A 13,527-nucleotide genomic window follows, 5' to 3' on the forward strand; every position below is an offset into this window, starting at 1 on the left:
TGTCGGCCGGGGTCAGCGCCAGTTCTTCGCGCGCCGAATTGCCTCAGCGAAACGCACCAGATCGGCTTCGGCCACAGGCGGGCCGGGCGAGTAACGGCGGCCATCCGCATGGGGCGCCGCCTGCGCTCGTCCCAGCCCCTCGGCGGCCATAAGCGCCGCGCCGAGGGCTGCCGCCTCACCCTCAAAGACCCGCACCTCGCGGCCGAGAGCGCGGGCCAGGAACCGGCAGAAATAGCCATTGCGCGATAGGCCGCCATCGATCGAGACAGTGTCCGCCAGTGGCAGCAACCCGCCTATCGCCCGCATGATCTCGGCTGCTCTGAGCGCCACGCCCTCCACTACGGCGCGCGCCATCTCCCGGCCGATCGTATCGATGCCAAGCCCGAGAAACGTGCCCGCCGCTGAACGGTCCCAATGGGGGCAGCCGAGGCCGGTCAGCGCGGGCACGAAGACGAGGCCGCGTTCCAGTGCCGAAGGTCCGTCGAAACTCTCAATCTCCGTGTAGTCCGAGAACAGCCCGATCCGCCGCGCCCAATCGACCGCCGAGGCGGCGTGATAAAGGCCGCCGTCGAGCGCATAGTCCGTGCCGCCCGGCCGCCGCCAGGCAACCGTCGTCAGCACGCCGTTGGTCGTATCCCGCACAGGCTCCGCGCCAGTCAGGGCGAGGGCGAAACCGCCGGTGCCGAAGGTGAACTTGAGTGCGCCCGGCTCCCGGCAGCCATGGCCGAACAAGGCTGCCTGCTGATCGACGAGCGAGGCGCGCACGGCGATGCCCTCGGCCGTCGTGCCGAAGTCGTCGGCGCTCGATAGGATCTCGGGCAGTGTCTCAGGCGAGATGCCGTAAAGGGCGCAGAGCGTCTCGTCCCACCGCTCGGTGTTGAGATTGAGCAGGCCGGTGCGCGAGGCGGTGGAGAGGTCGGTCGCGAAGCGGCTCGTAAGGCGATGGAGGAAGAAAGCGTCGCTCGTGCCGAGCCGAAGACGGCCGAAGGTCGCGAGACGCCGCGCCTCCGGCACGTTATCGAGGATCCAGCGCAGCTTGCCGGCGGAGAAATATGCGTCCAGCGGCAGCCCGGAATGCTTCAGGCTGACCTCCTCCGCTCCCGCCACGCGAAGGGTCTGCAGAAGTTGCTCCGCTCGCGCATCCATCCAGACGATCGCGGGATGGATCGCGCGGCCGGTCTCGGCATCGAAGGCGATAACGGTTTCGCCCTGATTGGCGAGGCCGATTGCCGCCGGTGACTCCGCCTGCCCCGCGGCAAGCGCCGCTGCAATACTTGCCAACAACTCCTCTGGGTCGTGTTCGACCTGGGCCGGCCTCGGGTGTGATTGGGCGTGGCGCCGCTCGAAGACCAGTCGGTGGCGGCCGTCCGGCCAAAGCAGCACCGCCTTGGTGCCTGTGGTGCCTTGGTCGATCCCGAGGATGGGCTGCGCGTTCACGCGATGCGCACCTCAGCCTCGGCAAAGTGCCTGCCGGCGAGGCGCCAGGGTGGAATGGTGTGGCGACGCTCCGCCAGATAGTGCCGCGGCCGGGACCAAATCAGTGTGCCGTCCAGACGGATCTCGAGCTTCCCGCGCACTTCTTCGGTTACCTGGAAGTGGATCGGCGCCATACCCTCCCCGGCCAGGCGCTGCGGATAGAGCGAGCGGATCGCGCCCGCCGCACGAATCAGGCGCGTGTCACCCAACGGCGGCAAAACCCCCGCGAGGTGATCGGCGATTGCCTCGCCCGCCGCCATGCCGTCGCGAAAGCACCGCCCAGCGGTTTCCACCGGATGCACGAGGTTGCCCGCAGCAAAATAGCCCGGCAGCTCGAGGCGGCGGAACTGGTCGATGGATGGGCCGCGTGAGCCCGGATCGACGAGTCCGGGATGATCGGCGAGGAGCGCCGTCTCGGGCCGAAATTTTCCGGTGAAGATCACGCCGTCACACGCAATGACTCTTGTCTGACCGGATGCGAGGCGCAGGCGTACGCCGGTCACGGTTGACCCGCCTTCAATCGCCTCGAGATGCGCGCCGCGCAGCACCGATACGCCGAAGGCATGCCGCGAGACGAGATGGGCGGGCCAGCGGGCGAGCGTGCGGAAACCCTCCCCGATCATCGCCGCGATCTCGATGCCGGCATGGCGGCAGGTCAGGATGGCCGAGAAGGAGACGACCTCAGTGCCGATGATCACCACCCGCCGCACCGGGCGCGCGCCTTGAAGATAGACCAGTTGCTGCAAAGTGCCTGTGGTCATGATACCCGGCGCCCGGATGCCGCCGACGAGCCGCGCGCTGCGCGGCGTCTCCCGCGCCCCGGTCGCGAGCAGCACGGCGCGGGCCCTCAGTTCATACGACCCTTCCGGACCGACGACACTTAGCTGGCCGTCCGGTTGCAGCCTACGCACCGTATGCCGGCGGCGTAGATCCGCACCCGCCCCCAGCTCCGCCGCAAGCCGGCGGGCGAAGTTCGGGCCGGTCATGAGGCGGCCGTATTCGGCGACGCCGTAGCCCGTGTGGCCACAATGCCGGGGAATGCCGCCCGCCTCCGACTCGCGCTCCAGCACGATGACATCGCGCCGTCCCTTCCTGGCCAATGCCCGCACCGCCCCCGCCGCCGTTGGGCCACCGCCGATCACCACCACGTCGCGTTCCGCGCTCATGGCGTGACCAGCTTGGGCGCGAGCGCCGCGACTTGCGCCGCGCAGTAGAAACCTTGGCAGCGGCCCATCATCACCCGCGTGCGCCGCTTGAGGCCACCGAGATCCGCCGCGGGCAGCGGCCCAATGAGCGCCGCCTCGATTTCCCGCCGGGTTACGCCTTCGCAGTGGCAGATGATCGCGCCGGGCGCCGGACCGTCGATCCCGCGCGGCCGATCCTCGGCCAGGTTCGGCATGCGGATAAGGTGCGGCGTTGGCACCGGACGCGGCGGACCGAAGTGACTCGCGTAAAGCGCGCGCACCATGGCCGCCACACCAAGCGAGGCGGTCAGCCCTGTTGAACGGATGCCGCAGGCGGTGATCCAGCGGCGGTCAGGTACCGCCTCCACGACATAATCCTGCCGCTCCGTCGCTGGCCGCAGCCCGGCATAGGTGGCGGTAATCTGTATGTCGCGCAGCGCCGGGAGCCGGGTCTCAGCGACCTCGCGCAGCATGCGAAGCTGGTCCTCCGTGGTCGTGGCATTCTCCCGCTCATCGACCTCCTCGGCGGTTGGGCCGACGAGCAGGTTGCCGTAGACAGTGCGGCAGAGAACGATGCCCTTCGTGCGCTCATTCGGCACTGGCAGCAGGATCGACTGCATCAACGCGGCGGCGGGCTTGTCGTAGACGAGGAACTGTCCGCGTCTTGGGCGGATCGCGAAAGGTGAGGTTCGCGCCAAAGCCTCAACGTGATCGCCGAAAAGACCGGCCGCGTTGACGACCACGCTGGCGCGCACCATTCCACGCGACGTCTCGATCACCCAGCCATCGCCATCGAACCGCGCAGCTGTCACCGCCGCATCGCGCAGCACGCGCGCGCCATGGGCCATCGCTTGCAACGCGTAAGCGAGCGGCGCCGACCACGGATCGATGAGGAACTCACGCGGCACCTGAACGGCGCCGAGTGCGCCACGGGCAAGGGCCGGTTCGCGGCGCGACAACTCCGCCACCTCGATGCGGGCGACGTCCGCCACGCCATTGGCCCGCGCCTTCGCAACGATCGCGTCGAGCTTCGCGACCTCTGTCTCTGTCCAGGCGACGACATGCGCGCCGGTTTTCCACAGCGGCAGGTTAAGGCTCTCATGGATCGCGAGATATTCGTCGTAGCCAGCCTGCATGGCGCGCAGTTCGACGCTGCCAGTGGGCGCATCGAAACCGGTATGCAGGATCGCGGAATTGGCCTTGCTGGCGCCCGACAAAATGTCTCGCCCGCGCTCGATAAGGACGACCGAGAGGCCCTCAAGCGCCAGGGCGCGGGCGATCGCGCAACCGACCACACCGGCGCCGATGATGGCGACATCGGCCGGTTCGATGGTCAGGGACGCCGCGCCGTGGCTTGCTAGGCGGGTTCCGTCACTCGGCCGCGAGGACATAAGGGTTGCTACGCCGCTCCGCCCCGATCGTCGAGCGGGCACCGTGGCCGCAGATGAAAACGACGCTGTCATCGAGCGTCATCAGCTTCGTGCGGATGGATTCCAGTAGCGCCTCCGTGTTCCCGTACGGGAAGTCCGTGCGGCCGACCGAGCCCCGGAACAGGACGTCACCGACAATGGCGAAACCCAAATCGGCGGCGATGAAAACCACGCTGCCGGGCGAGTGGCCGGGGCAGTGGCGCACCGCGAAACGGGCCCCGGCGATCTCGACCTCATCCCCCTCCGCGAGCCAGCGATCGGGCACGACGGGGCGCGCATCCGTGAGGCCATAGCCCTTGCCGGTGATCTCAAGATTGTCGAGCAGGAATTTGTCGGCCTCGTGCGGTCCCTCGATGGGCGGTGGTGTGCCGGCACGTGCGGCTAGCTCGTCCCGCAGCCGCGCTGCCCCGCCCGCGTGGTCGATGTGGCCATGCGTCAGCAGGATGCGGTCGATGTGGATGCCGAGTTTATCGATCGAGGCGAGTAGACGATCGACCTCCCCGCCTGGATCGACAATCACGCCATGCTTTGTCGAGTCGTCCCAGAGGATCGCGCAATTCTGAGCGAAGGGTGTGACGATCTCGATCGCCAGCTTCAGGGGAGTCGCCAAGGATTTCAGACTTTCTGATAGGTGACGAGTGAACCGTCATCGGCATGAAAGGAAAGACCGACCCAATCCCAGGCCGGGGTGAAATAGGTGTCGAACCGTAAGTCGCCACTGGCGTTGAAATGCCGCGCAGTGACGGTGCCACCACTCGCCGTCGGCAGGCTGACCAGCCCCATGTCAACCACATGCGGGTGCATGAGCCGGCCGTCTTCCGTATTCAACATCGGCCCGCTCAGCATCGCGTGATTCCATTGCGAGGTCGGCAGCGCATTCGGCGGTGCCACATAGGTCGCCGGGTGCCGCGTGCCCCGCGCCATGAGCTGCCCGTTGTCGCGCCATCCTTGGGCGTAGAACTTGGTGCCGTTCTTGTTCGTCGTCGACGAGAAACTCAGGAAAGTGCCGTTCTGCCAGGTTTCCGTCTCGTGATGATCGAGCGCGTATATCGTCACCATCGCCAGCGTGACTCTGATGTGAGCCTCGATCGTCACCGTCAGCATGCCGCCCGACTGGTTGAAGCTGATCGTCTCATGCCCGATCACATCGCCATGGCGCACGAGCTGGTAGGTTGCGTGGCCCGACGCCGGGATGACCTGTGCCAATGCCGGGTGGTCGAGCACCAGGGCTGTCGCCCCCGCCGCCGCACCCAGCAAAAAGCGGCGCCGACCCGGGACGCTGTTGCTCTGCTTCTCTGGCGCCACAACCGGAGATTGGAGCGAGTGAAAGAAACCGCCAATCATGCGGCGCGCCCGACAGCCCGAGGCAATGCTGTGTTGGTGGGCGTCTCGCGTTTCGCCAGTTCGAGGTGATCGAGCATCTGGTTCGTCCTCCTTCCTGCAGTCTCGATCCGGCCGGAGAGGCGAATCTGACATGGATGGCCAAGCGTCTTAAGCCTCAGCCATGTTTTACGGACAATAGGTGAGGATGGATGTCCCTGACGACAGGGGTCGGGTTTCGTGGCAGGATCGCGCTCATGCGTCAGCTGCTTCTGCTCCGGCACGCCAAATCAAACTGGGAGGACCCCAGTCTTGCCGATCACGATCGACCCCTCGATAGCGAGGGCCGGTCCGCTACTTCTGGTATGCGCGAGACAATTCTTGGCCTTGGCTTCGCACCTCAACTGGTTCTCGTCTCCTCCGCCCGGCGCACGCGCGAAACGCTTGAATTGCTTGAGCCGCTGCCGGGTTCGCCTCGGATAGAGCGGAGCAGCGACCTGTATTTGGCGAGCCCGCGGCAGATCCTTGACTATCTCGCGCTCACCCCGCGCGAGATCGAGCGCGTGCTGGTGATCGCGCATAATCCCGGCCTGCACGATCTCGCGATGATGCTCAGTGGGGCGCATGGCATAAGCCTGGGCGGCAAACTCACGAGCCGGCTGGCGCGCGGCCTGCCCACCGGCGGCCTGCTCGACTTCTCCGTTGCAGGCCAATGGTCCGACCTGCCGCACGGCGCGCGCTTGTTAAATTTCGTAACTCCCGCCGAAACTCGAGGAAACGCTTGAGCGCCATGAGTAAGAGGGGGCAGCCCGGTGCCCAGGCGCCCACGATCGAGATGATCTGCTCAACCGAGGTCGCGCTCGCCCTCCCCCGCCACGCGGCATTCGGGCGACCACGCGGCACCCGCAGCCGGTTTCGCACAGTGACCCGGACCTTTTACGACACTACCGGCTGGGACCTCGCGGCATGCGACCTGGCCTTGGTCGAGGCTGCCCCGGTATGGAGCGCCGAGACTGTGGGACGCGCGAGGCGCCAGGGTCCTGGGCGGCCCGTCCCGCCCTCCGCGACGTCTATCCACCCGGCGGGAATCGAGGAGCGCCTTGGTCATCCTTTGCCGGGCCCGCTCCGCCCCTTCGCAAGCCTGCACGGCCGCTTGCAGCGACTAGGCCTGAACCATGACGGCGCCCCGCTCGAATTCCGCATCCTGAGCGGCACGCTGACTGCGGTGAACCTGCACGGGGAGATCACCGCCTCGCGTCCGGTCGCGCGCATCGAGATCGAGGGAGATGTCGCCGCGGCGCTGTCCTTCGCGAAGCTGGTCGGGCGGGACACCGCGCTCACGCCATCCCTTCGCAGCCTGCCGCATGAGGCATTGAAGCTTGCCGAGGCTACGCTGCCGGGGCGGGTGCCGGTGAGGCTTAGTCCGGAGATGTCCGCCGCCACGGCATTCGGGACTTTGCTGCGTGACCGGGTCAGCACGCTTCTCAACCTGCTCGGCGGGATCAAGCACGACAGCGGCGAGGAAAATGTCCACCAGGCGCGGGTGACGCTGCGCCGGCTGCGAGCGCTGCTTTTCGCCTTCCGGCCGCTGCTGGGAGAGACCGAGGAAGCGCTGAAACTCGCCTTGGGCGGGCTGAAGGAAGCCTTGGGTCCCGCCAGGGATTGGGATGTCTTCCTTGCCGAAACGGTGGGGCCGCTCGCGGATGGCTTGCCGGCGGAAGATCCCGCCATCGCCTGGCTACGGCAGACCGCGGAACAGCGGCGGAGGGAGGCCTATGCCACGCTTCTTCAATGGCTGGCCGGGGATGCTTTCCGGCAGCTAGCCTGGGATCTGGTGGCTGTCACTTTAGGTGAAGGCTGGAAGGGTGAGGCGCAGAATGAGCTTTCCCCTGAGTTGGCCGCAGAGCCGACGCTTGCTGAAGCCATCGACGCCGTCGCCTCGGATCCCGAGGCGGATGTCCCGCTGCCGCCCGCACTGTCCGAGCCAGCCTATGAGACGATCGACAGCTACGCGCGGCATCTGATTCATCGCCGCTGGAAGAAGATCGCGTGCCCCACGAGCGAAGTGATGGCGCTATCGGACGCGGACCTCCACAGGCTCCGGATCAAATGTAAGAAGCTGCGCTACCAGACTGAAATGTTTTCCGATGTTCTGCCTGAGCGTGAGGCGAGGAAGCTTGTCCAGCGGCTGTCTCAACTGCAGGAGAGTATGGGAAAACACAATGACGGCATCGTCGCGGCGGGTCTGGCGCGCGATCTCCGTCCGCCCAAACCTGACGCGCGCGCTGACGAGGCTTTAGGGCTGGTGCGCGGCTTCGGTGTTGGCGGCGGCCGCAGCGATCGCGGCGAGGTTCTCGAGCTTTGGCGCAAGCTGCTTAAGTCCGGCGCCTTCTAACTTCATCACTGCGACTGACCTCACACCCCGCGATGGCTGCTGCGCCGCGGTTGCTGCAGCAGCGAAGATTGCCAGGGTGAGCCGGCGATATTATGTGCTCTTGAAGGTATCCCACCTTTCCCTCCGAGCCATGCTTGTCGAGGGGTACTAACGCAAAGGGCGGCACAATGACCGATACGGCCAGTGGCTCGGCGACCGTCACGCTGAACGGCTCCAACCGGGTGGCGGAGTTGCCGATCATTACCGGCACAATCGGCCCGGCAGTCGCCGACATCCGAAAACTCTATGCCGACCTCGGTATCTTCACCTTCGACCCTGGCTATGGCGGCACTGCGGCCTGCGAAAGTAAGATCACCTATATCGATGGCGATGAGGGCATCCTGCTGCATCGCGGCTATCCCATTGCCCAGCTCGCCGAACAGTCGAACTTCCTCGAAGTCGCCTATCTCCTGCTGAACGGCTCGCTTCCGAACGAAGTGGAGATGGAAGACTTTCACACCGGCGTCATTCGTCACACCATGGTGCACGAACAGCTTCGCCGCTTCTTCGAGGGCTTTCGGCGTGACGCGCATCCGATGGCAGTGCTGTGTGGCGTCGTCGGCGCGCTCTCGGCTTTCTATCACGACAGTCTCGACATCAATAACCCCGAGCATCGCCGCATCAGCGCTTTCCGCCTGATCGCGAAGCTTCCGACAATCGCAGCCTGGGCCTACAAGTACTCGATTGGCCAGCCCTTCATGTATCCGCGCAACGACCTCGGCTATGCGGCGAATTTCATCTACATGATGAATGCGGTGCCCGCCGAGGAATACGTCGTAAGTCCTGTTCTCGCTCGGGCGATGGATCGTATTCTCATCCTGCACGCGGATCACGAGCAGAACGCCTCGACCAGCACGGTGCGGCTGGCGGGTTCGACCGGCGCCAATCCCTTCGCTTGCATCGCGGCGGGAATTGCCTCGCTTTGGGGTCCCGCGCATGGCGGCGCCAATGAGGCGGTGCTGAAGATGCTTGGCGAGATCGGGCACAAGGACAACATCCCGGACTTCATCGCCAAGGTGAAGGACAAGACGAGCCATATTCGACTGATGGGCTTCGGCCATCGCGTGTATCGCAACTACGATCCGCGCGCGAAGATCATGGAACAGACCTGCCGCGAGGTTCTGGCCGAACTTGGTATCAAGGATGATCCGCTGCTCGATCTGGCCATGGAGCTAGAGAAGATTGCGACGCACGATCCCTATTTCGTCGAGCGCAAGCTGTACCCGAATGTCGATTTCTATTCGGGCATCATCCTAAAGGCTATGGGCTTCCCGACGAGCATGTTCACCGTGCTCTTCGCCGTCGCGCGCACGGTCGGCTGGATTAGCCAGTGGAAAGAGATGGTCGAAGATCCGGCGAACCGCATTGGCCGGCCACGCCAGGTCTACACGGGCGAGACCGCGAGGGACTTCATACCGATGAGCGAACGGGCGTAACGCTCATTCGCTTCGCTTATGGGTCACGTCGCGGCGAAGGCCGCGATCGCGCGCAGGCCGCGGTTCGGATAGTCGGTGGTTATCGCCCCGACGCCCCAGCCAAGGAGGCGGGTCATTTCGGCTTCGTCGTTGACCGTCCAAGGGTTGACGAGCAGACCAAGCGCCTTGGCCTGCGCCACCTGCGCTTCACTTAGACCCTCGTGGTCCGGTCCCCAGGCTGTTATGGCACCTGCCGCAGCTTCGGCCGCGACGGCGCGCGGGATGGAGCCGCCATAGTCGGCGGCGGTCGGGCCATCCCACCAGAGGGCAGCATCGGCCAGGCTCTCCGCATCCGTCAGGAAGCCGAGGCTGAGACCGGGACAGCGTCGTCTTAGGTGGCGCAGCCCGCGCCAGTCGAAGGAGATGACGCGGGCGCGGCCGAGCCCCCCGCCCTCCTCCAGCACCGCCAAAACCGCATCGGCCATGACCTCGGGAGAGGTGCTGTCCGCTGGGCGGTCAGGGTGGGTCTTGAGCTCGACGCTGAGCATGACCTCCGGCCGCAAAGCGACGACCTCGGCGAGCGTCGGAATGCGCAGCCCGTCGAGGCCGCGTTGATCGGGAAAACGGCCCGCCTGGGCGCTCCCCGGGCGGATGCGACCTATGTCGTAACGTGAGAGTTCCGCCAAAGTCAGATCGAGCACGCGCGGTGTCGGCGCATCAATCCAGTCGCCATCCAGCCGGGTAAGATCGGGGTCGAGCCCAGGATCATGGCTCAGAACGACCACGCCATCGGCGGTGAGCGCGATATCCATCTCGATGGCGGTAACGCCAAGAGCGATGGCGGCGGCAAATCCGGGGAGTGAGTTCTCGGGCCATAGGCCACGGGCACCACGATGCCCGTGCAACTCGATCGTCATGGCCGAAAATCAGTCGGCGCAGTCGCAACCGTTGGTCGGCCCCTCGTCGGCGCGGACATGATGGTGATCGATCCACTCGGCAACGAGGCGGCGAGCCTCGGTGAGCGGTGCTTCCGGGTGGTGGATGCGGTAGAGGGTCACGCAGCTTTGGAAGGCCGACATGTCCTCGCAGCCGATCGACCGCAACTCGCCATAGGCGGTTGCCACGGCACGTTCGCAGCGCCTCGCGATGTTGCTGAACTGGCGAACCATCCGGGGTATCGGCTCCTCGCCTCAACGCAGCCGCGACAATCGCGGCCCTTGGTCGTCCTCTATCGGCGGTAGCCCGTGAATTCAAGCGAGCCACCGATAGCCCATACTGCCAGCCGGCGCGCCTTGCGGACAGGGTGTTTTCCACTAGAACCCCCAAAAGGAGATAAGGAGTTCGGACATGGCTGTCCCTTCCCGCAAGATCGCGGGGCATGCGAGCGACTGGGATCGGGACGCGGCCATGACCACGGCCCGCATCCTGCTCGAGATCAACGCGATCAATTTCCGACCCGATGAGCCTTACACCCTCACCTCGGGCTGGAAATCGCCGGTCTATATCGATTGCCGCCGCATCATCTACTTTCCCCGCGCGCGGACCCGGATTTGCGAATTGGCGGTCGAGAAGATTTATCGCCATATCGGCTTCGAATCGGTCGAGGTCGTTGCGGGCGGAGAGACCGCCGGCATCCCCTATGCCGCCTGGATCGCCGACCGCATGGCCGCGCCCATGGCCTATGTCCGGAAAAAACCCAAGGGCTTCGGCCGGAACTCACTCATCGAGGGCGATGTGCCGGAGGGCAAGCACACGCTGCTGGTCGAGGATCTGACCACCGACGGGCAGTCCAAGATCCGGTTCGCCAATTCGCTGCGCGATGCCGGCGCCTTCGTCCACCACGCCTTCGTCATCTTCTTCTACGGCGTCTTCGAGGGCAGCCTGGAGACTCTCGCGGAGAACGATATCGCCCTGCATTACCTCTGCACCTGGTGGGATGTGCTGGAGGCCTGCCGTGAACGCTCCTACTTCCCGGCCGCGGCGCTGGCCGAAGTCCATCGCTTCCTTGAAGCTCCGGCGGACTGGTCGGCGGCGCGAGGCGGCGCGACCTCGAACAAGCTCATCGCCGAAGGCTGAGTTTGGGGGCTGCCATGGTTTGACAGCGGCGGCGCGGCGCCCTAGACAGCGCGCCATTGCTGGGAATGTGGACGAGATGCGGCCTTCCGTGCCTCGCGCCCGCCACCCAAGGCGTTTCGGGCGGAGACTGCTCCTATTGGGGCCGGTCGCCGCCCTTTCGCTGTCTTCCGCCCCAGGGCGGCAGGCCGGGATGGACTACTGGCGCAACACGAGAAGGAGTAGCGCGTGACCAAGCGCCTCGAGAGTAAGTACAAGATTAACCGCCGCCTCGGCGTGAACCTTTGGGGTCGTGCCAAGTCCCCGATCGGCAAGCGCGACTACGGTCCCGGCCAGCACGGCCAGCGCCGCAAGAAGCCGAGCGACTTCGGCGTTCAGCTGATGGCGAAGCAGAAGCTCAAGGGCTACTACGGCAACATCAGCGAGAAGCAGTTCCGCAAGTATTATGAGGAAGCCGTGCGCCGTAAGGGCGACACCAGCGAGAACCTCATCGAGTTGCTCGAGCGCCGGCTGGACGCGGTTGTATACCGCCTGAAATTCGCGGTGACGCCCTTCGCGGCCCGGCAGTTCGTGAGCCACGGCCATCTGATGGTGAACGGCCGCAAGGTGAATATCGCCTCCTACCTCGTCAGCAATGACGACGTGATCGAGGTGCGCGACAAATCCAAGCAGCTGGCCGTCGTGCTTGATGCCGCCCAGAGTTCCGAGCGCGACGTGCCGGAATATATGGAGGTCGATCATCGCGCGATGAAGGGCCGCTTCTTGCGCGCGCCCAAGCTGACCGACGTGCCCTACCCGGTGCAGATGGAGCCGAACCTCGTCGTCGAATTCTATTCGCGCTGAGGGCGGTTTCGGCAGCATCGCCGGATCGGAAAGGGCGCCTGCGGGCGCCCTTTTTTTGTGGAGGCAGCCATGACCGACGTCGTGCTGGAAACGCCGCGTCTTCGCCTTCGCCGGTTCGAGTTGGCGGATGTGCCCGCCTTGCACCTCGCTTTGAGCGACCCCGACGTGATGCGCTACTGGTCAAACTTGCCGCATGAGACCGAGGCGCAAACGCGGACGTTTGTGGAAACGACGATCGCCGCGGTCGTGGCCGGAGACAGCGACGATTTCGTCATCACACAGGATGGCGTTGTCATCGGCAAAGCGGGCCTGTGGCAGGGCTCCGAGATCGGCTTTTTCCTCAGCCGCTCCCATTGGGGACGAGGCCTCGCGCGGGAAGCCTTGCAGGCCGTCATCGGCCGCGCTTTCGCGCGCGATGTGACCGCCATCACGGCGGACATCGATCCTCGCAACGACCGGTCCCTGCGGCTGTTGCTCTCCCTTGGATTCGAGAAAACCGGTGAGGCGCAGGCGACCTTTCGTGTGGGAGAAGTCTGGACCGATAGCGTCTACCTCGCCCTCCCGGCGCCGGACCCGTTGGCGAGATCGATCTATGCTCCTTAGAACAACGCGGATTGCGAGCGCCGGAGCGACGCAGGTTGCGAAGTGAGCTCCGGGCTCGACGCGGACAGCTGTGGCTGCATGACGGGAAGCCATGGCGCCTCTATCTCGCCGCCCGAGGGTAGACCCGCCAAGAATGGCGCGTTTGCGCCAAGTTCCAGATCCCGGTCCTCCCGGGCGACCGCGCCGGCGACGTCGCCGCTCGCCGATCGGTTATAGACAGATACTAGCGTTATTCCCAAGAGTCCCCCGCCAGCAAGGACCCATGGTGTCCAACCACCCATGAAACCGGCATTGGTCATAGGCGGCGCATAATGCGTAGTTCCCTGGGGACTGTAGACGTGGTGTCCGTAGGGCGAGCCTTCACCACCGCTAGCTGGAGGCTGCGAAGTCCAGCCCCATTCGCGGGCGATGTTACCGAAGAACCCCCCGATCACCTGGGGCCAGGTCCGGTTATCATGGCGAAGTTGGGGATAATGGTGGCGGCCATGTAAGTGATGTCGCTGATAGCCGGCCTCGAACGCCCCACCCGCGGCATGCTCCCGCGTCCATTCATTCCGTTGCGTCAGGTAGTTCGTGATCGCCGATGAAGCATTCTGCTGCAAGAGATGTGAGAAATTCGCCTCCGGTATCCAGCGGCCCCATTGCCAGACGAAGCCATCTCGCTCTTCCACAAACTCGCCACTGGCGGGGGGAATAATTCGAATGCCTGACATGGCTCAGCTCCGCGTCTTTTGTTCGCGGAGCATTCG

The 13,527-nt window shown here is 65.2% G+C and carries 14 protein-coding genes; 6 read left to right on the top strand and 8 right to left on the bottom strand.

The genetic code is table 11. The features are described from left to right. Nucleotides 1-12 precede the first annotated feature (12 nt). The 5 genes from GSQ92_RS04240 to GSQ92_RS04260 are packed head-to-tail and all read right to left on the bottom strand — an operon-like array spanning nt 13 to nt 5,434. The gene (locus GSQ92_RS04240) at nt 13-1,437 is read right to left on the bottom strand and encodes an FGGY family carbohydrate kinase (protein ID WP_254065539.1); all 1,425 of its coding nucleotides are present in this window, start codon (nt 1,435-1,437) and stop codon (nt 13-15) included. Next, nucleotides 1,434-2,642, bottom strand: a complete 1,209-nt coding sequence (locus tag GSQ92_RS04245) for an NAD(P)/FAD-dependent oxidoreductase (protein ID WP_159013071.1) — start codon at nt 2,640-2,642, stop codon at nt 1,434-1,436. The genes GSQ92_RS04240 and GSQ92_RS04245 overlap by 4 nt, the downstream gene beginning before the upstream one ends. Further along, a complete protein-coding gene (locus tag GSQ92_RS04250; RefSeq protein WP_158802183.1) occupies nt 2,639-4,051 on the bottom strand; it encodes an NAD(P)/FAD-dependent oxidoreductase in 1,413 nt (470 codons plus the stop codon). Before GSQ92_RS04250 ends, GSQ92_RS04245 begins: the two co-directional genes overlap by 4 nt. Then, nucleotides 4,032-4,700 carry an MBL fold metallo-hydrolase gene (locus GSQ92_RS04255; protein WP_158802184.1) on the bottom strand — a complete coding sequence of 223 codons (669 nt, stop codon included), beginning with the start codon at nt 4,698-4,700 and terminating at the stop codon, nt 4,032-4,034. Before GSQ92_RS04255 ends, GSQ92_RS04250 begins: the two co-directional genes overlap by 20 nt. A 5-nt stretch (nt 4,701-4,705) precedes the next feature. Further along, on the bottom strand, nt 4,706-5,434 hold the full coding sequence (locus GSQ92_RS04260) for a DUF6134 family protein (protein ID WP_158802185.1): 729 nt from the start codon (nt 5,432-5,434) through the stop codon (nt 4,706-4,708). Between the two features lie 233 nt (nt 5,435-5,667). Between GSQ92_RS04260 and GSQ92_RS04265 the strand changes: the two genes are divergently transcribed. From GSQ92_RS04265 to gltA, 3 genes are all read left to right on the top strand, one after another. Beyond that, a complete protein-coding gene (locus GSQ92_RS04265; protein ID WP_158802186.1) occupies nt 5,668-6,195 on the top strand; it encodes a histidine phosphatase family protein in 528 nt (175 codons plus the stop codon). Between the two features lie 5 nt (nt 6,196-6,200). Beyond that, entirely contained in the window at nt 6,201-7,805 is a 1,605-nt protein-coding gene (locus tag GSQ92_RS04270; RefSeq protein WP_158802187.1) for a CHAD domain-containing protein, read from the top strand. Between the two features lie 167 nt (nt 7,806-7,972). After that, on the top strand, nt 7,973-9,280 hold the full coding sequence (gene gltA / locus GSQ92_RS04275) for a citrate synthase (protein WP_158802188.1): 1,308 nt from the start codon (nt 7,973-7,975) through the stop codon (nt 9,278-9,280). A 23-nt stretch (nt 9,281-9,303) separates the two neighbouring features. Here the strand turns inward: gltA and GSQ92_RS04280 are convergent, their stop codons facing one another. Both GSQ92_RS04280 and GSQ92_RS04285 read right to left on the bottom strand, forming a co-directional pair. Beyond that, nucleotides 9,304-10,176, bottom strand: coding sequence for a glycerophosphodiester phosphodiesterase family protein (locus GSQ92_RS04280; RefSeq protein WP_158802189.1), 873 nt, complete (start codon nt 10,174-10,176; stop codon nt 9,304-9,306). Nucleotides 10,177-10,185: 9 nt separating this feature from the next. Then, nucleotides 10,186-10,428, bottom strand: a complete 243-nt coding sequence (locus GSQ92_RS04285) for a hypothetical protein (RefSeq protein ID WP_158802190.1) — start codon at nt 10,426-10,428, stop codon at nt 10,186-10,188. A gap of 178 nt (nt 10,429-10,606) precedes the next feature. Here GSQ92_RS04285 and GSQ92_RS04290 point away from each other — a divergent pair, with 178 nt between their 5' ends. From GSQ92_RS04290 to GSQ92_RS04300, 3 genes are all read left to right on the top strand, one after another. Beyond that, nucleotides 10,607-11,335 (top strand): orotate phosphoribosyltransferase, encoded by a 729-nt coding sequence (locus GSQ92_RS04290; protein WP_158802191.1) that lies wholly within the window; start codon nt 10,607-10,609, stop codon nt 11,333-11,335. A 225-nt stretch (nt 11,336-11,560) separates the two neighbouring features. Beyond that, nucleotides 11,561-12,175: a 30S ribosomal protein S4 gene (gene rpsD, locus GSQ92_RS04295; RefSeq protein ID WP_158802192.1), complete on the top strand. Its 615-nt coding sequence runs from the start codon at nt 11,561-11,563 to the stop codon at nt 12,173-12,175. 69 nt (nt 12,176-12,244) lie between these two features. After that, the gene (locus GSQ92_RS04300; RefSeq protein ID WP_158802193.1) at nt 12,245-12,778 is read left to right on the top strand and encodes a GNAT family N-acetyltransferase; all 534 of its coding nucleotides are present in this window, start codon (nt 12,245-12,247) and stop codon (nt 12,776-12,778) included. Here the strand turns inward: GSQ92_RS04300 and GSQ92_RS04305 are convergent. Beyond that, nucleotides 12,775-13,491, bottom strand: coding sequence for a hypothetical protein (locus GSQ92_RS04305; protein ID WP_159013072.1), 717 nt, complete (start codon nt 13,489-13,491; stop codon nt 12,775-12,777). The genes GSQ92_RS04300 and GSQ92_RS04305 overlap by 4 nt on opposite strands. Nucleotides 13,492-13,527: the final 36 nt, after the last annotated feature.

This window comes from Acidisoma sp. S159, from assembly GCF_009766125.1.
Classification (GTDB): Bacteria; Pseudomonadota; Alphaproteobacteria; order Acetobacterales; family Acetobacteraceae; genus Acidisoma.